The sequence below is a fragment of the Bradyrhizobium sp. KBS0727 genome (assembly GCF_005937885.2).
Lineage (GTDB): Bacteria > Pseudomonadota > Alphaproteobacteria > Rhizobiales > Xanthobacteraceae > Bradyrhizobium.
Map to the genome: position 1 here is coordinate 3,095,268 of NZ_CP042176.1, position 18,196 is coordinate 3,113,463.

Here is an 18,196-nt window from a genome sequence, read left to right on the forward strand (position 1 = left end):
CGCAATGACGGGGTGGACATTCACCGCCCGCTGAACAACGCCCGCTCGCCTTCCACCGTCTCGTAGATGTAATCCGCGACCGCACGAATTCGTGCCAGATCCTTGCTGTCGGCGTGCATCAAGAGCCAGAACGTGCGCGAGATCGTGATCTCGTCCGGCAGCACCGGCCGCAATTTGGGATGTGCCGTCGCCATGAAATGCGGCAGCACCGCGATGCCGAAGCCGGCGATGGTGGCGTTGAGCTGCGCGATCAGGTTGGCGCTTCGGAATTTGGCGGAAATCTTCGGCGAGACCTGCGGCAGGTAATCCAGCTCGGGCGTGAACAGCAGTTCCTCGATATAGCCGACGAAACGATGCCCGGGCAGGTCGGTACGGTTTTTGATGATGGGCGCGCGATCGAGATAGGCCGGGGCGGCATAGAGCCCGAGGCTGTAGTCGAGCAGCTTGCGCCCGACGATGCGGCCTTCCTTCGGCATGGTCAGGCTGATTGCGATATCGGCCTCGCGCTTCGACAGGCTGAACAGCCGCGCGGTGGCGACCAGTTGAAGATCGAGATCGGGATACCGCTCGGTGAATTTCACCAGTCGCGAGGCCAGGAAATGACTGCCAAAACCGTCGGGGGCGCCGATCCGGACCGTGCCGGTCAGGTGCGCGCGGGAGCCGCCGACCGCCTCCTGGTTGGCGACAATGGTCGATTCCATCGCCTCCGCACTGTCGGCGACGCGCTGGCCGGCCTCAGTCAGGAGATAGCCGGTCTTGCGGCGATCAAACAGTTTTGCGCCCAGATGCCGTTCCAACCGGTCGACACGCCGGATCACTGTGGCATGATCGACGCCGAGCTGTTTTGCGGCAGCCGAGACCGATCCGCCGCGCACGATAGCGAGCACGAAACGGAAGTCGTCCCAGTCGAGGGTATTGCCTTGGGTCTTGCCGCCTTGATCCAGCATTTCCGCACATCTATGGTGCAATTTATCGGACTTGTATCCTAGGAAATGCAGGTCAAAAAGGGTCCCAAAGCGATCCAATCCGGAATCCAGGGAGGATTTTCATGCGTTCCATCGGGCATTTCATCGGCGGCAAAGAGGTTAAGGGCACGTCGGGCCGCACGGCTGATGTTTTCGAGCCGATGACCGGCGAGGTCCAGGCCAAGGTGGCGCTGGCGTCCAAGGCCGAGCTTCGCGCCGCGGTCGAGAACGCCAAGACGGCGCAGGTCGAGTGGGCCAACACCAACCCGCAGCGCCGCGCCCGCGTCATGATGAAGTTCCTCGAACTCGCGCAGCGCGACTACGACAAGCTCGCCGATTGCCTGGCGCGTGAGCACGGCAAGACCGTTCCCGACGCCAAGGGCGACATCCAGCGCGGCCTCGAGGTGGTCGAATTCGCCTGCGGCATTCCGCACCTGATGAAGGGCGAATATACCGAAGGCGCCGGTCCCGGCATCGACATCTATTCGATGCGGCAACCCCTCGGCGTCGTCGCCGGCATCACGCCGTTCAATTTCCCGGCGATGATCCCGATGTGGAAGTTTGCGCCCGCGATTGCCTGTGGCAACGCGTTCATTCTCAAGCCCAGCGAGCGCGATCCCGGCGTGCCGATGATGCTGGCCGCGCTGATGATCGAGGCGGGCCTGCCGCCCGGCATTCTCAACGTCGTCAATGGCGACAAGGAAGCGGTCGACGCCATCCTCGACGATCCCGATATCAAGGCGGTCGGCTTCGTCGGCTCCTCGCCGATCGCGCAATATATCTACGAGCGCGCCGCCGCGACCGGCAAGCGCGCGCAGTGTTTTGGCGGCGCCAAGAACCACGCCGTCATTATGCCCGACGCTGACATGGACCAGACCGTCGATGCCTTGATCGGCGCCGGCTATGGCTCGGCCGGCGAACGCTGCATGGCGATCTCGGTCGCGGTGCCCGTCGGCAAGACCACCGCCGACCGGCTGATGGAAAAGCTGATCCCGCGTGTCGAGAGCCTGAAGATCGGCACCTCGATCGATCCGTCGGCCGATTACGGCCCGCTGGTGACCAAGGAGGCGCTCAACCGGGTCAGGAACTACGTCGACATCGGCATCAAGGAAGGCGCTACGCTCGCCGTCGACGGCCGCGGCTTCAAGATGCAGGGCTATGAAAACGGCTTCTACATGGGCGGCTGCCTGTTCGACAACGTCACCAAGGACATGCGGATCTACAAGGAAGAGATCTTTGGGCCCGTGCTCTCGGTGGTGCGCGCCCACGACTACAAGGAGGCGCTGGCGCTGCCGTCGGACCACGACTACGGCAACGGCGTTGCGATCTTCACCCGCGACGGCGATGCCGCGCGCGATTTCGCCGCCAAGGTCAATGTCGGCATGGTCGGCATCAACGTGCCGATCCCGGTGCCGATTGCGTATTACACCTTCGGCGGCTGGAAGAAGTCCGGCTTCGGCGATCTCAACCAGCACGGCCCGGATTCGATCCGCTTCTACACCAAGACCAAGACCATCACCTCGCGCTGGCCGTCGGGCGTGAAGGAAGGCGCGGAGTTCTCTATACCGACGATGAACTAGCGCGTCATAGCCGGGCGCCGACATGCAGTTCGCTCTCAACGAGGACCAGGTTGCGGTTCGCGATATGGCGCGGGAATTCGCCGCGGAAAAAATCGCGCCGCATGCGCTGCGCTGGGACGAGGAGAAGCATTTCCCCGTCGACGTGATGCGGGAGGCCGCCATGCTCGGCATGGGCGGCATCTACATCAAGGACGACGTCGGCGGCTCGGCGATGACGCGGTTCGACGCCGCGCTGATCTTCGAGGCGCTGGCGCAGGGCTGTCCGACGGTGTCGGCGTTCATCTCGATCCACAACATGGCGTCGTGGATGATCGACGGCTTCGGAAATGACGCCCAGCGCCAGAAGTGGCTGCCGAAGCTCTGCACCATGGAGTACCTGGCGAGCTATTGCCTGACCGAGCCGGGCTCCGGCTCGGATGCCGCGGCGCTGCGCACCCGCGCGGTGCGCGACGGCGACCATTACGTGCTCAACGGCCAGAAGCAGTTCATTTCCGGCGCCGGTGGCGGCGATCTCTATGTCGTGATGGTGCGGACCGGCGCCGACGGCCCCGGCGGCATCTCGACGCTGGTCATTCCCGCCGATACGCCGGGCGTTTCGCTCGGCGCCAACGAGCGCAAGATGGGCTGGAACGCGCAGCCGACGCGCGCCGTGATTTTTGAGAACGCCCGTGTGCCGATCGAAAATCGTCTCGGCGAGGAGGGCATCGGCTTCAAGATCGCTATGGCCGGTCTCGACGGCGGTCGCATCAACATCGCCGCGTGCTCGCTCGGCGGCGCGCAATGCGCGCTCGACAAATCGCTGGCCTACATGAAGGAGCGCAAGGCGTTCGGCAAGCGGCTCGACGAATTCCAGGCGCTGCAGTTCCGTCTCGCCGACATGGCGACCGAGCTGGAGGCGGCGCGGACGTTTGTGTGGCGCGCGGCGGCAGCGCTCGACCGCAAGGATGCGGATGCGACCATGCTGTGCGCGATGGCCAAGCGCTTCGGCACGGACGTCGGCTTCGAGGTCGCCAACCAGGCGCTTCAATTGCACGGTGGTTACGGCTATCTCAGCGAATACGGCATTGAGAAGATCGTGCGCGATCTGCGCGTGCACCAGATCCTGGAAGGGACCAACGAAATCATGCGGCTGATCGTTTCGCGGAAATTGATCGAGGGCGCGCGATGACGGCGAGCGCTGCCGTAGCACCCGTCGAAGGCGATCTGATCGCCCAGCGCGAGGGCGCCTGCGGCGTCATTCGCCTCAACCGGCCCAAGACGATCAACGCCGTGACGCTGGAGATGTTTCGCGACATCGACAAGGCGCTCGATGTGTTCGAGGCCGATCCCGCGGTGAGCGTGATCCTGCTGGAAGGCGCCGGCGAACGCGGCCTGTGCGCCGGCGGCGATATCCGCGCGCTCTGGGAGAGCTCGAAGGTCAAGGGCGATCTCGGCAAGATCCTGTGGCGCGAGGAATACATCCTCAACGCCCGCATCAAGAAGTTCCCAAAGCCCTATGTGTCGTTCATGGACGGGATCGTGATGGGCGGCGGCGTCGGGCTATCAGCCCATAGCAGCCATCGTGTCGTGACCGAAAAGACCAAACTGGCGATGCCGGAAGTCGGCCTCGGCTTCTTTCCCGATGTCGGCGGCACCTGGCTGCTGTCGCATTCGCCGGGAGAAATCGGCACCTACTTCGGATTGACCGGCCAGACCATGAACGGGCCCGACGCCATCCACGCCCGCTTTGCCGATGCGGTCGTGCCGTCGGCCAAACTGGCTGATTTGCGCGAGGCGCTGACCAAAGTTCGCGCCGGGGTGACGGCAGCGGAAGTTACCGCCCTGATCGGCGGCTTTGCGACCGGTGCCACCGCAGGCCCCGTGGCGGCGATGCAGTCCAACATCGACGGCTGGTTTGCGCATGACCGAATGCAGGACATCGTCGCAGCGCTTCGCAGCGATGGCTCGGAACTGGCGCGGGCGACCTTGAAAACACTGAACGAGAAATCGCCGCGCGGTATGGTGGTGACGCTGAAACTGCTGCGGCTGGCGCGAACGTCGCGTACGCTGGAGGAATGCCTGGTGCGGGAATATCGCGCTGCGCTGCAAGTGTTCGCCAGCGACGATTTCCGCGAGGGCGTGCGCGCCGCCGTGATCGACAAGGACCGCAATCCGACGTGGTCGCCGCCACGCATCGAAGACGTCACGCCTGACATGGTCGCGCCGTACTTCGCCGAAATCGGTACCGACGAGTTGAAATTCAGCTGATCAAACCAGAAACGTCCCCAGCGGAGGATTCGAGATGGCACATATCGCATTCATTGGCCTCGGCAACATGGGCGGCCCGATGGCGGCCAACCTGGTCAAGGCCGGCCACAAGGTGACCGCGTTCGATCTGGTCGCCGCCTCGCGCGATCAGGCCAAGGCTGACGGTGCGGCGATCAGCGAGAGTTCGGTGGGCTCGGTCAAGGGCGCCGATGTCGTCGTCACCATGTTGCCCGCCGGCAAGCATGTGCTGTCGGTGTGGGGCGAGGTGATCCCGGCGATGGCTAAGGGCACGCTGATCATTGATTGCTCGACCATCGACGTCGAAAGCTCCAAGCAGGCGCATGTGCTGGCGGCCAAACACGGCATGCTTTCGGTCGATGCGCCGGTGTCGGGCGGAACCGGCGGCGCCAAGGGCGCGACGCTGACCTTCATGTGCGGCGGCGACGACAAGTCGTTCGCGGCGGCTAAACCCGTGCTGGAAAACATGGGCAAGAAGATCGTGCATTGCGGCGGAGCCGGTGCCGGGCAGGCGGCCAAGATCTGTAACAACATGATTTTGGGAATCTCCATGATCGGGGTCGGCGAAGCCTTTGCGCTCGCCGAAAAACTAGGGCTGTCACATCAGGCCCTGTTCGATGTGGCCTCGACCTCGTCGGGGCAGTGCTGGGCGCTGACCTCCTATTGCCCGGTGCCGGGCCCGGTGCCGACGTCGCCCGCCAACAACGGCTACAAGCCGGGCTTCGCCTCCAACCTGATGGTCAAGGACCTGACCTTGGCGCAGGATGCGGCCAACGCCGCGGGCGCCGTGACGCCGCTGGGCAAGCACGCCCAGGAAATCTATAAGGCGTTCGACGCCGCCGGAAACGGCGGGGTAGATTTTTCCGGGATTATCCAGCACGTTCGGAGTCTCGCCGGGAAATAAGAAACCACAGGGAGACCTGATGACGACCTTCCAGGAAGCGCGCGCGTTTCTGCTCAAGCACCGCACCGATTACGATGCGGCCGTGAAGGGATTTCGCTGGCCCGATCCGGTTCCGTTCAACTGGGCGCTGGACTGGTTCGATGCCGAACTGGCCCGCAATGCCGACAGCCGGGATCGCACCGCGCTGTGGATCGTCGATGCCGGCAGCGACAAGCAGACCAGGCTGTCGTTCTCGGCGCTGTCGCGCCGTTCCAATCAGGTGGCAAATTTCCTGCGCGCGCAGGGACTGAAGCGCGGCGATCACCTGTTGCTGCTGCTCGGCAATGTCGTGCCGTTGTGGGAGACCATGCTGGCGGCGATGAAGCTCGGCGTCGTCGTGATCCCCGCGACGACGCTCTTGACGCCGGATGAGTTGCGCGACCGGCTCGATCGTGGCCGCGCCAAGGTGGTGGTGGCCTCGCAGGATCAGGTCGCGAAGTTCGCAGGCCTCGGCGGCGACAAGCTCGTTCGCATCGTGGTCGGCGCCTCGTCGAAGCACGATGGCTGGCTGCCGTTCGAGGACGCCTCCAGCGCGTCCGAAAACTTTACAGCCGACGGACCGACCAATGCCGACGATCCGATGCTGCTCTATTTCACCTCGGGCACGACCGCCAAGCCGAAACTGGTGCTGCACAGCCAGCGCAGTTATCCCGTTGGCGCGCTGTCGACGATGTTCTGGTTGGGCTTGCAGCCTGGCGATGTGCATCTGAACATTTCCTCGCCGGGCTGGGCCAAGCACGCCTGGAGCTGCTTGTTCGCGCCGTGGAATGCAGGCGCCACGGTGTTCGTGGTCAATCAGCCGCGCTTCGACGCCAAGGCGTTGCTCGCAACGGTCGGTCGCTGCGGCGTCACCACGCTGTGTGCGCCGCCGACGGTGTGGCGGCTGTTCATCCAGGAGCGGCTGGCGGATTTCAAGGTGTCCTTGCGCGAAGTCTGCGGCGCCGGAGAACCGCTCAACCCCGAAGTGATCGATCAGGTGCAGGCGGCGTGGGGATTGACGATCCGCGACGGTTACGGCCAGACCGAAACCACCGCACTGGCCGGCAATTCGCCCGGCCAGAAGGTCAAGGTCGGTTCGATGGGCCGGCCGCTGCCGGGTTACCGCGTGCAGATCACCGACAATGACGGCCACATCACCAAGGAAGGCGAGGTCACGCTGGTGCTTGGTGCCGACCGGCCGGCCGGACTGATGCAGGGCTATCAGGGCGATGACGGCAAGCTCAGCGGCGCCGACGGCGATCTCTACCGCAGCGGCGACGTGGTGTTTGCCGATGACGAGGGGTACCTTACCTTCGTCGGCCGCTCCGACGACGTGTTCAAATCGTCCGACTATCGCATCAGCCCGTTCGAACTGGAGAGCGTGCTGCTCGAGCACGAATCGGTAGCGGAAGCCGCCGTTGTTCCGAGTCCCGATCCGATTCGTCTCGCGATTCCGAAGGCCTATGTGCTGCTGGTGTCGGGGGTGGCGCGTTCGCCGGCCACCGCGCTGTCGATCTTCCAGCACCTGCACACGCGGCTGGCGCCGTTCAAGCGTATCCGCCGGATCGAGCTGGTGACGGAACTGCCGAAGACGATTTCGGGAAAAATCCGCCGCGTGCAGTTGCGCCGGCTCGAACATGACAATAACCGTGATGATGCGCTGCGCGGGCAGGAGTTCCGTGAAGAAGAATTTCCGGAGCTGCAGAAGGTGCGGACGGCCGGATCGGAGAATTAGAGAATGAATGAAGTCTGGAAGAAGCCGCCGGTCTCGTTTGAGGCCTATCAGGCCATGGTCGGCAAGGAGATCGGCGTGTCGTCATGGCACCTGCTCGATCAGGCCAGGATCAACGTCTATGCCGACGTGATCGAGGATCATCAGTTCATCCATGTCGATCCGGAGCGCGCCAAAAAGGAAACCGCGTTCGGCAACACCATCGCGCACGGCTTTCTGACGATGTCGCTGATGAGCATCATGTCCTACGAGGTGATGCCCGTCATCGAAGGCACCGCGATGGGCGTCAATTACGGTTTTGACAAGCTGCGTTTCCTCTCGCCGGTGCGCGCGGGCTCACGCGTCCGCGGCCGGTTCACGCTCGCGGAAGCCAAGCTACGCAAGCCGAAAGAGTTGCAGTCCCGCACCAACGTCACCGTCGAGATCGAGGGCGAGGACAAGCCGGCGCTGGTGGCCGACTGGATCGGGCTGATCTATTTCGAATGACTTCTGCGGCGTTGCCGGGAAAAGCGCGAGGCGCGTCTTCAAACCAGTTGACCCGGCAACCCATCGCTGCTCAAAAACCCTTCGTTTTTGATGGATGCCCGGGTCAAGCCCGGACATGACAAGTATCCGGGAAATAATCATGGCAATCAGGTTTGACGGACGCGTCGCTATCGTTACCGGCGCGGGCAATGGTCTGGGACGGGCGCACGCGCTGGGGCTGGCAAGCCGCGGCGCCAAGGTGGTCGTCAACGATTTCGGCGGAGCGCGCGACGGCACCGGCGGATCGCTGACCCCGGCCGAGGCCGTGGTCGAGGAGATCCGGAAAGCCGGCGGCATGGCGATAGCCGACGGCGCCGACGTCTCGAAGTTCGGACAAGTCACCGCGATGGTCGAGCGGGCTACCAAGGAGTGGGGCAGCGTCGATCTCCTGTGTGCCAATGCCGGCATCCTGCGTGACAAGTCGTTTGCGAAAATGGACATCGCCGACTTCGCCAAGGTGCTCGATGTCCATCTCGTCGGCACGTTCTACTGTTGCAAGGCCGTATGGGACGGCATGCGCGAGCGCAACTATGGCCGCATCGTGCTGACGACGTCTTCGTCGGGCCTGTTCGGCAATTTCGGCCAGGCCAATTACGGCGCCGCCAAGGCCGGCATGGTCGGCCTGATGAACGTGCTGGCCGAGGAAGGCCGCAAGAACAACATCCGCGTCAACACCATCTCGCCGACCGCGGCAACCCGCATGACCGAGGAATTGCTGCCGCCGCAGGCACTGGCATTGATGCGCCCCGAGGCGATCACCCCGGCGGTGGAATTTCTGCTGAGCGAAGACGCGCCGACCCGCACCATCATGGGCGCGGGCGCCGGCTCGTTCGCGGTGATCAAGATCATCGAGACCGAGGGTGTCAATCTGGCGCAGTCCGACTGGACGCCCGATGCGATCGCGGCCCATTTCGCCGAGATCAGCGACACGTCGAAGGCCAAGGCGTTGCAGGGTGCGTTCGAGCAGACGCAGAAGTATGTCGCGCAGGCCGCGGCAAGGGCGGGGATCAAGCTGTAAGGCTTGACCGCTTCGTAGGGTGGGCAAAGGCGCTCTTCGCGCCGTGCCCACCATGCTTCCCAATGCCGGTATAAAGTGGTGGGCACGCTTCGCTTTGCCCACCCTACCAACCTTCAATCCGGCCTACACTGCCCTCATGTCGTCACCTCCCAAAAACGTCGCTATCATCGGTGCCGGCCCCGCCGGCCTGATGGCGGCCGAGGTACTCGCGCAAGGCGGTGCCGATGTCACCGTCTACGATGCGATGCCCTCCGCCGGCCGCAAGTTTTTGATGGCCGGGCGCGGGGGACTCAATCTGACGCACAGCGAACCGCTACCGCAATTTCTTGCGCGCTATCGCGAGGCCCCGCCGTATCTCCAGGCCGCCATCGACGCATTTCCGCCAGACGCCTTGCGCGAGTGGAGCGAAGCGCTGGGGCAGGAGACTTTTGTCGGCTCCAGCGGCCGGGTGTTTCCAAAGGCATTCAAGGCGTCGCCCTTGCTGCGTGCATGGCTGCGGCGGCTGGACTCGCTAGGCGTGAAATTGGTGCTGCGTCAGCGCTGGACCGGCTGGGACAAAAACGGCCATCTCTGTTTTCAAACGCCGGATGGACCGCGCAGCGTGGAAGCCGCCGCCACCGTGCTGGCACTCGGCGGCGCGAGCTGGCCGCGGCTTGGATCGGATGGATCGTGGGTGGAAACGCTTGGCGCCAAAGGCGTCAACATATCCCGGCTTCGGCCGGCCAATTCCGGCTTCACCGTCGCCTGGTCGGATATTTTCCGCGACCGCTTCGAGGGGCAGCCGCTGAAGGGCGTCGCGCTGACATCAGGCCGGAACACCATTCGCGGCGAATGCGTCGTCACCCGCACGGGCATTGAAGGCGGCGCGATCTATGCGTTGTCGGCCGATTTGCGCGAGGCGATCGATAGCTCGGGACGGGCAACCCTGCATATCGCCCTGCGGCCCGATCTCGATCCGAATGATCTGATCGCGAAGGTTTCCGCGCCAAAGGGAAAGCAATCGCTGTCCAATTTCCTGCGCAAGGCTGCAAGCCTTTCACCGGTAGCCATCGGATTGCTGCAGGAGGCGGCCAAGGCCTCGAATGTTTCGTTGCCGTCGCTGGCTCCGGCCGATCTCGTCCGACTGATCAACGCCGTCCCGATCGAACTCACCGGCACCGCCCCGATCGCGCGCGCAATCTCGACCGCGGGCGGGATATCGTTCGCTGAGCTCGATACCGATTACATGCTTCGCCGTTTGCCCGGCGTGTTTGCGGCTGGCGAAATGCTCGACTGGGAAGCCCCAACCGGCGGTTATCTGCTGCAGGCCTCGTTTGCGACGGGCGCGGCGGCGGGCAGGGGTGTGTTGAAGTGGCTGGAGAGGCGAATGGCGAGTAGCGAATAGCGAATTGTCATTCCGGGGCGCGAAGCGAACCCGGAATCTCGAGATTCCGGGTTCGATGCTTCGCATCGCCCCGGAATGACGTGCTCCCTATTCGCCATTCGCTACTCGCCATTCGCCTACCGCAACCTCCCCCGCGCCGCGACCGGCAATGTGCCGATGATCTCGTCTCCCCGCACCATCACCACCTCATCCATCATGTTGACGACGACGCAGACGTGGTTGGGCACGATCCGCACGACGTCGCCGACAACCGGCCGGGTATTGCTGCGGGCCAGATCGAGAAAGCCGTGCTCCTCGGCAAAGCGGGCGATCTTGGCTTCGGGGTGTTCCAGAATGAGGCCGTGGCCGTCGAGGCCGCCGCCGGTGTCTGAGGTCAGCGTCTTGGAGCCGGCATCGAGAATGCCGCGATCGGGGCCGGCGCGGCTGACGACGGTGGAATAGATGTTGAGCGCGCAATCGTCCCAACTGGCGACGCCGGCGGCGACCTGCATGCGGTCGTTGTAGATATAAGTGCCGGGCCGGTGTTCGGTGGCGCCCTTCAGCTTGCCGACGTTTTTAAGGTTCGGCGTGCCGCCGGTGGAGACGATGGTCGCATCGAGCCCGTGGGCGCGGACGCCGGCCAGTGCCTCGTCGAAGAACTTTTGTGCGTCGGCCCAGCCGGTTTCGGTCGGGTACAGCATGAAGCCGGCAAAGACCAATCCCTTCGAGGCCGCGATTTCGCGCGCCAGCGCGATGGCCTCGCCGGGTGTCTCGACGCCGGCGCGCTTGCGCCCGGTGTCGCATTCGACCACCACGGAAAGCGGTCGGCCCGAGGCGTTAGCTGCCTGCGGCAGGCCCGCGATCACGGTCGAATTGTCCGCAGCCACCGTCATGTTGGCCTTGGCCTGCAGCGCGCCGAGCCGGGCCATCTTTTCCTCGCCGATCAGGTTGTAGCTGATCAGGATGTCGTCGATCCCGGCGTCTGCCATGATCTCGGCTTCGCCGAGCTTCTGGCAGGTGATGCCTTTGGCGCCGGCCGCAATCTGTATCTGGGCCAGCAGCGGGCTTTTGTGGGTCTTGATGTGCGGCCGGTTGGCGACGCCGGCGGCATCGCAGGCCGCCTGGATGCGCGCGATGTTGCGCTCGACCCGGTCCATGTCGATCACGGCGGCGGGCGTGCCGTATTCGCGGGCGATTTTGGCGGCGAGGGATGTGGTCATGGGAAGTCCTATTTTTTGCGCGTGTTCTGATCGCAATACCCGTGTCCACTTTTGCGGAACACGCGCTACGCCTGCTCGATCTCTTCACGCAACACTTCAAGTTCCAGCCAGCGGTTTTCGGCTTCTTCCATGTCTTTCTGGGCCTTGCCGATCGCGGCCGAAGTCGCGTCGAACTTCTTGCGATCCTTGGCGTAAAGATTGGGATCGTCAAGGAAGCGCTGGAGTTTGGCAATTTCGGCCTGCAGCTTGGCGATGGTCTTGGGCAGCATATCCAGCGCGTGCTTCTCGTTGAAGGTGAGACGGCGCTTGGAGGTGCCCGAAGCGGCGGTGCTTTTCGGCTTCTTGGCTTCGTCGGCCGATGCCGCGACCACGGTCTCGCGCTTCAGGTCGGCGCGGCGCTGCGCCAGCATGTCGGTATAGCCGCCGGCATACTCGATCCAGCGGCCCTGGCCTTCGGGGACGATGACCGACGTGACCACGCGGTCGAGGAAGTCGCGGTCATGGCTGATCAGCATCACCGTGCCCTCGTAATCGCCGAGCATTTCCTCGAGCACGTCGAGGGTTTCGAGATCGAGGTCGTTGGTCGGTTCGTCCAGCACGAGGAGGTTCGAAGGCTTGGCCAGCGAGCGGGCCAGCATGACCCGGCCGCGCTCGCCGCCGGAGAGCACTTCCAGCGGCGTGCGCATCTGCTCCTGCGCGAACAGAAAATCCTTCATGTAGCTGACGACGTGCTTCGGCTTGCCGCCGACCATGACATGGTCGCCGCGGCCGCCGGTGAGGGCTTCCGCCAATGTCGATTTGGGATCGAGGCTTTCGCGGTGCTGGTCCAGCGTCGCCATTTCGATGTTGGCGCCGAGGCGGATCGTGCCTGAGTCAGGCTCGCTGCCGCCGGTCAGCATCTCGATCAGCGTGGTCTTGCCGGCGCCGTTCGGGCCGACAATGCCGATGCGGTCGCCGCGCTGCACCCGGATCGAGAAATTGTCGACGATCTTGCGTTCGCCATAGGCCTTGCTGATGTTCTTGGCCTCGATCACCAGCTTGCCGGATTTGTCGGCTTCGGCGGCGGCGAGGCTGGCATTGCCGGTGGCGCCGCGATAGGTGCGGCGCTGGTCGCGCAGTTCATACAGATTGCCGAGCCGTTTGACGTTGCGCTTGCGGCGGCCGGAGACGCCGTAACGCAGCCAGTGTTCCTCATTGACGATCTTGCGGTCGAGCTTGTGCTGGTCGCGCTCTTCCTCGGCCAGCACCTCGTCGCGCCAGGATTCGAAGGCACTGAAGCCGCGGTCGATCTGCTTGATCTGGCCGCGATCGAGCCAGGCGGTTTGGCGCGACAGATTGGAGAGGAAGCGGCGGTCATGGCTGATGATGACCAGCGCGCAGCGGCGGCTTTCCAGTTCGCCTTCCAGCCATTCGATGGTCGGCAGATCCAGATGGTTGGTCGGCTCGTCCAGCAGCAGGATGTCGGGCGAGGGCGCCAGCACCCGTGCCAGCGCCGCGCGGCGGGCTTCGCCGCCGGAGACATGCGCGGGGTCTTCGTTGCCGGTGAGCCCGAGCTGCTCGACGAGATAGCGCGCCTGATAATGGTCGTCGCCGGGGCCGAGCCCGGCCTCGACATAAGCTAGCGTGGTCTTGTGATCGCCGAAATCTGGCTCCTGCGGCAGGTAGCGGATGGTGGCGCCGGGCTGCACGAAGCGGCTGCCGCCGTCGGGCTCGACGATCCCCGCAGCGATCTTCAAGAGCGTCGACTTGCCGGAGCCGTTGCGGCCGATCAGGCAGACCCGCTCGCCCGACGACACCGACAATTCGACGCCCGACAACAGCGGCGTGCCGCCAAAAGTCAGGCGGATATCTTTCAACTGGATCAGCGGCGGCGCCATGCTCTCACTTCAATTCTGGTTCGGCGCGGGCTGTTCGGCGCGCTGGCGCTGGATCCGGCGAATGGTCTGGTCGAGCGTCGACAGGAAGGCCGAACGGTCGCGGGGAGAATAGGATTTCGGGCCGCCGGTAACTTCGCCGGACGAGCGCAAATCGGTCATCAGGTTGCGCACCGCCAAGGTCATGCCGATCGATTGTTCCGTGAACGGCTTGCCGTTGGGCGCGATCACTTCGGCACCGGCTTTGACGCAGCGGCTGGCGAGCGGGATATCCGAGGTGATGACGATGTCGCCCTTGTGCGCGCGCTCCGCGATCCAGTCGTCGGCGGCATCCATGCCGGAACCGGCCGCGATGCGCTCGATCAGCGGATCCTGTGGCACGCGGATGAAATTGCCCGCGACGACGCTGACCGGCAGCCCGTGCCGGAGCGCGACGCGATAGATCTCGTCCTTCACGGGGCAGGCGTCGGCATCGACGTAGATCCGAGGGGTGTTCGCGTCAGGCGGCATAGAGGTGGATTCGGTCCATATTCCGTTTCGCGGGTGGTACTCCATCGGGTCAGGAATTGCGAGGGAAACAGGGCCGGGAACATGCTTGCCATGACGGTTTCTTTGCGTACGATAACCCCAAGAAAACATAGCCAAATAACAACAAAATCAGAGGAAACCTGAGGACATGACCAGCTACCGCGTCACCGCCCACAACACCTCGAAACAGTCCGAAAACAAGATCCACGACGATACCGTGGCGCGCCGGTTCGGCTTCTCGGGCGGCCTCGTCCCCGGCGTCGACGTTTTCGCCTATATGACCCATCTGCCGGTCGAAAAATGGGGCCGCGCCTTCCTCGAACGCGGGCTGATGGATGCGCGCTTCGTCAAGCCGGTCTATGACGGCGAGGTCGCCGAACTGACGGGCACCGAAACCGGCGGCATTCTTTCCATTGAGGTCCACAGCCGGGGCGCACTCTGCGCCACCGGCACGGCGTCTCTGCCGGCGTCCGCGCCGGGATTCTCTCTCTCCGATTTCAGGGAAGTCGCCCCCGTCGCCGAACGTCATCCGGTCAATGCCGGCTCCTACGAAGTCGGCAAATGGCTCGGCACGCTCCCGCGCGACTGGGCGGGCGATTCGGCACGCGAATATCTCGCCGATATCAGGGAAACCGATCCGATTTACGCACGCGAAGGCCTCGGCCATCCCGGCCTGTTGCAGCGGGTGATGAACAAGGTGCTGGTCGACAATGCCATCCTGGGCCCGTGGATTCACGTCGGCAGCCAGATGCAGCTGTTGTCGGCCGCCAACGCCGGCGACGTGATCACGGCGCGCGCCAAGGTGACCGGCAACTACGACAAAAAGGGCCACCGCTTCGTCGAGCTCGACGCGCTGGTCGTCGCCAACGGCAAGACTGCGCTAGCGCATTGCCATCACATCGCGATCTACCAGCCGCGCGAACAGGCGGCGGCGTAGCGTCATGCCCGTCACCATCGATTATTACGTCAGCCTCAACTCGCCCTGGACTTATCTCGGCAGCGCGCCGTTCGCCGAGATCGCCCGGCGCCATGGCGCGACCGTCAACATCAAGCCGGCCAAGTTCGGGCCGATCTTCGAACAGACCGGCGGGTTGCCGCTACCAAAACGCTCGCCGCAGCGGCAGGCCTACCGCTTGATGGATTTGAAGCGCTGGCGCGAGATGCGGGAACGGCCGCTCAACCTCGAGCCCAAATATTTCCCCTGCGACGACTCCGCCGCGACGCGACTCGTGATCGCGGCCAAGCTGCAGGGCAAGGACGCCCACCGGCTGTCGCTGGAGTTGGGCCGCGCGCTGTGGGAGCGCGAGGAGACACTGGCCGATCCCGCCACCCTCGCTTCGGCGGCCGCGCGCGCGGGCCTCGACGCGGCGGTGCTGCGCGCGGGCAGCCCGTCGGATGCGGAACTCGATGCGCTGCTCGAGCAATATACCCAGGAAGCCGTGAAGGCCGGCGTATTCGGCGCGCCGAGCTACGTGCTGCCGTCAGGCGAAATCTTCTGGGGCCAGGACCGGCTGGAGCTATTGGACCGCGCTCTGAAGATGGCGGCGTAAAAAAGGTACCAGAGGTACGTGAGCTCTGCGAATAGCTTTCCGTCATGGCCGGGCTTGTCCCGGCCATCCACGTCTTTCTGCACGACCGTTAAGGCGTGGATGCCCGGGACAAGCCCGGGCATGACGGCGCGCGCTTCGGCGTATCGTTACGCCGCCTTCGTCTTCTTCGCGTCCTGGATCGCGCGCCAGACCCGCTCCGGCGTCAGCGGCATCTCGATCTGCGTGATGCCGTACTCCGACAGCGCATCGATCACCGCATTGACGATGCAGACCAGGCTGCCGGCGCAGCCGGCTTCGCCGCAGCCCTTGGTGCCCAGCGGATTGGTTTTGGCGGGCGAGGGGTGGTCGCCGACTTCCATCGAAGGAATGTCTTCGGCGCGCGGCATGGCGTAGTCCATGAACGAGCCGGTGATCGGCTGGCCGCTTTCGTCGTAACTGACCTCCTCCATCAGCGCCTGGCCGATGCCCTGGGCGACGCCACCATGCAACTGGCCGGCGACGATCATCGGGTTGACGACGGTGCCGAAATCATTGACGGCGAAATAACGTACGATCCGGGTCACGCCGGTGTCGGGATCGATCTCGACTTCCGCGACATGGCAGCCGTTCGGGAACGTCGACGGCGTGTCCTTGGTGGCATGGTCGACGTCGAGCGATGACGGCGTGCCTTCCGGTATCTTGCCGTCGCGCAGGCGCTGCGCCAGTTCCATGATGCCGATCGAACGGTCGGTGCCGGCGATGGTGAAGCGGCCATTGGCGAACTCGATATCGCCTTCGGAGGCTTCCATCAGATGGGCCGCGGCCTGCTTGCCCTTTTCGACCACCAGCGCGGAGGATTCGACGATCGCCTGGCCCGTCGCGGTGATCGAGCGCGAGCCGCCGGTGCCGTTGCCGAAACGCACGAGGTCACTGTCGCCCTGTTCGAGCGTGATCTTCTCGAAGGGTACGCCGAGCTGGGCCGACAGCACCTGCGCGAACGGCGTGGCGTGGCCCTGGCCGTAATCCAGCGTGCCGGTGGTCAGCTTGACCGAACCATCCGGCTCGAACGTGATCTTGCCGAGTTCGCCGCTCGGCGGGGCGGTGACTTCCAGATAAGAGCCGACCGCGATGCCGCGCAGCTTGCCGTTCTTTTTGCTTTCCTTCTTCCGCCTGGCAAAATTGGCGTGGTCGGAAATCTCCAGCGCCTTGTTGAAGACGCCGGCGAAGTCGCCGCTGTCATAGGTGACGCCGGAGGCGGCCGCGAACGGCAGTTGCGCCGGCTTGATGAAGTTGCGCTTGCGCAAGGTGACGCGGTTGATGCCCATCTCGTCGGCGGCGCGGTCGATGAGCCGCTCCATGTAGTAATTGGCTTCGGGCCGGCCGGCGCCGCGATAGGCACCCATCAGCGTGGTGTTGGTCAAAACCGTCTTGATATCGACGCCGAGCAGCGGCGTGCGGTAGACGCTGGCGAGGTTCTTGCCGGTGTTGAGCGACAACGGACCCGGCGCCACGCCGGTGATGTAGGCGCCGAGATTGCCGTAACCCGACAGGCGCACCGCCAAAAATTTACCCTCGGCGTCGAGTGCCAGTTCGGCGTGCATGAGCTGCGCGCGGCCCTGGCTGTCGGACAGGAAGCTGGTCGATCGCTCGTCGGTCCACTTCACCGGGCGGCCGAGCATCTTCGCCGCGTGCGCAATGCAGGTGTATTCGGGATAGTTCATGTTTTTCATGCCGAACGAACCGCCGACATTGGCGGTGAGAATGCGGACCTTGTCGGTCGGCACGTTCAGGATCTTGGCAAAGCCGGCCTTGTTGCCGGAAACGCCCTGGGTCGGCACCTGTATCGTGAAGCGCTCGCTGGTCTTGTCATAGGCGGCCAGCGCCACGCGCGGTTCCATCGAGACCACGGCGACGCGGGTGTTGACGATATCGAGTTTGGTGACGTGCGCGGCACTGGCAAATGCCGCGTCGATCTTCGCGGCGTCGCCATAGTGATAGTCGAGCGCGACGTTGTTGGGGATGTGGTCGTAAAGCTGTGGCGCGCCGGGCTTGGCGGCTTCCGCGGCGTCGGTGACGGCGGGAAGCGGCTCGATGTCGAGTTCGACGGCTTCGGCCGCATCGCGCGCCTGCGCCAATGTCTCGGCGACGACAAAGGCCACAGGATCGCCGACGAAACGCACCTTGTCGGTCGCGAGCGCCGGACGGTTGGTCTGCAGCAGCGGCGAGCCGTCCCGGCTCTTCAGCGGCAGGCCGCAGGTAAAGGGGTTGTAGCCGGCGGCCGCGAGGTCGGTGCCGGTCCAGGCGCCGAGCACGCCGGGCATTGCTTTCGCAGCCGTGGTGTCGATGCCGCGGATAATGCCGTGGGCGTGGCTGGAGCGGACCATCCAGCAATAGGCTTGGCCGGGAGCCACGAAATCGTCGGTGTATCGGCCCTTGCCGCGGACCAGCGTGTCGTCCTCCTTGCGGCGCACCGGCTGCCCGACACCGTATTTTTGCAGTGCAATAGCGTTTTCGAGGGAGGACGGCGACGTATGATCTTGCATCGAAAAACACCTGAAATGCTTGGATTCTCGCGGGTTTCGCGGGCTCCCGCTCAAATAACGCACCGCGTCGTCAGCGACAACGCCTGATTGGGCATGGTCCTATGTGATGGGTTGTTGCTTACCCCCTTGGCG

15 protein-coding genes are annotated in these 18,196 nt (G+C 64.2%); 10 read left to right on the forward strand and 5 right to left on the reverse strand.

The annotated features are described in order from the left end of the window. Positions 1-20 precede the first annotated feature (20 nt). Positions 21-947 carry a LysR family transcriptional regulator gene (locus FFI89_RS14100; protein ID WP_138837467.1) on the reverse strand — a complete coding sequence of 309 codons (927 nt, stop codon included), beginning with the start codon at positions 945-947 and terminating at the stop codon, positions 21-23. A gap of 101 nt (positions 948-1,048) precedes the next feature. Between FFI89_RS14100 and FFI89_RS14105 the strand changes: the two genes are divergently transcribed. From FFI89_RS14105 to FFI89_RS14140, 8 genes are all read left to right on the forward strand, one after another. Then, entirely contained in the window at positions 1,049-2,545 is a 1,497-nt protein-coding gene (locus FFI89_RS14105) for a CoA-acylating methylmalonate-semialdehyde dehydrogenase (protein WP_138837469.1), read from the forward strand. A gap of 22 nt (positions 2,546-2,567) precedes the next feature. Further along, entirely contained in the window at positions 2,568-3,713 is a 1,146-nt protein-coding gene (locus FFI89_RS14110; RefSeq protein ID WP_138837471.1) for an isobutyryl-CoA dehydrogenase, read from the forward strand. Beyond that, entirely contained in the window at positions 3,710-4,792 is a 1,083-nt protein-coding gene (locus tag FFI89_RS14115; RefSeq protein ID WP_138837473.1) for an enoyl-CoA hydratase/isomerase family protein, read from the forward strand. Before FFI89_RS14110 ends, FFI89_RS14115 begins: the two co-directional genes overlap by 4 nt. A gap of 34 nt (positions 4,793-4,826) precedes the next feature. After that, positions 4,827-5,714: a 3-hydroxyisobutyrate dehydrogenase gene (gene mmsB / locus FFI89_RS14120; protein ID WP_138837475.1), complete on the forward strand. Its 888-nt coding sequence runs from the start codon at positions 4,827-4,829 to the stop codon at positions 5,712-5,714. Positions 5,715-5,733: 19 nt separating this feature from the next. Then, a complete protein-coding gene (locus tag FFI89_RS14125) occupies positions 5,734-7,467 on the forward strand; it encodes an AMP-binding protein (RefSeq protein WP_138837477.1) in 1,734 nt (577 codons plus the stop codon). Positions 7,468-7,470: 3 nt separating this feature from the next. Beyond that, complete coding sequence (locus tag FFI89_RS14130) at positions 7,471-7,950, forward strand: MaoC family dehydratase (RefSeq protein ID WP_138837479.1); 480 nt, start codon at positions 7,471-7,473, stop codon at positions 7,948-7,950. Positions 7,951-8,089: 139 nt separating this feature from the next. Continuing rightward, entirely contained in the window at positions 8,090-9,007 is a 918-nt protein-coding gene (locus FFI89_RS14135) for an SDR family NAD(P)-dependent oxidoreductase (RefSeq protein WP_138837481.1), read from the forward strand. 136 nt (positions 9,008-9,143) lie between these two features. Beyond that, entirely contained in the window at positions 9,144-10,391 is a 1,248-nt protein-coding gene (locus FFI89_RS14140; protein ID WP_138839263.1) for a TIGR03862 family flavoprotein, read from the forward strand. A 116-nt stretch (positions 10,392-10,507) separates the two neighbouring features. Here FFI89_RS14140 and FFI89_RS14145 read toward each other — a convergent pair whose 3' ends face one another. The 3 genes from FFI89_RS14145 to FFI89_RS14155 form a co-directional block, all read right to left on the reverse strand. Continuing rightward, a complete protein-coding gene (locus FFI89_RS14145; protein WP_138837483.1) occupies positions 10,508-11,590 on the reverse strand; it encodes a D-TA family PLP-dependent enzyme in 1,083 nt (360 codons plus the stop codon). A 65-nt stretch (positions 11,591-11,655) separates the two neighbouring features. Then, on the reverse strand, positions 11,656-13,467 hold the full coding sequence (locus tag FFI89_RS14150; RefSeq protein ID WP_138837484.1) for an ABC-F family ATP-binding cassette domain-containing protein: 1,812 nt from the start codon (positions 13,465-13,467) through the stop codon (positions 11,656-11,658). 9 nt (positions 13,468-13,476) lie between these two features. Beyond that, the gene (locus tag FFI89_RS14155) at positions 13,477-13,974 is read right to left on the reverse strand and encodes a YaiI/YqxD family protein (RefSeq protein ID WP_138837486.1); all 498 of its coding nucleotides are present in this window, start codon (positions 13,972-13,974) and stop codon (positions 13,477-13,479) included. Between the two features lie 166 nt (positions 13,975-14,140). Between FFI89_RS14155 and FFI89_RS14160 the strand changes: the two genes are divergently transcribed. Beyond that, a complete protein-coding gene (locus FFI89_RS14160; protein WP_138837488.1) occupies positions 14,141-14,929 on the forward strand; it encodes a hypothetical protein in 789 nt (262 codons plus the stop codon). 4 nt (positions 14,930-14,933) lie between these two features. Next, positions 14,934-15,542 carry a 2-hydroxychromene-2-carboxylate isomerase gene (locus FFI89_RS14165; protein ID WP_138837490.1) on the forward strand — a complete coding sequence of 203 codons (609 nt, stop codon included), beginning with the start codon at positions 14,934-14,936 and terminating at the stop codon, positions 15,540-15,542. Positions 15,543-15,688: 146 nt separating this feature from the next. Here the strand turns inward: FFI89_RS14165 and FFI89_RS14175 are convergent, their stop codons facing one another. Continuing rightward, positions 15,689-18,064, reverse strand: coding sequence for a xanthine dehydrogenase family protein molybdopterin-binding subunit (locus FFI89_RS14175; protein WP_138837494.1), 2,376 nt, complete (start codon positions 18,062-18,064; stop codon positions 15,689-15,691). Positions 18,065-18,196 lie beyond the last annotated feature (132 nt).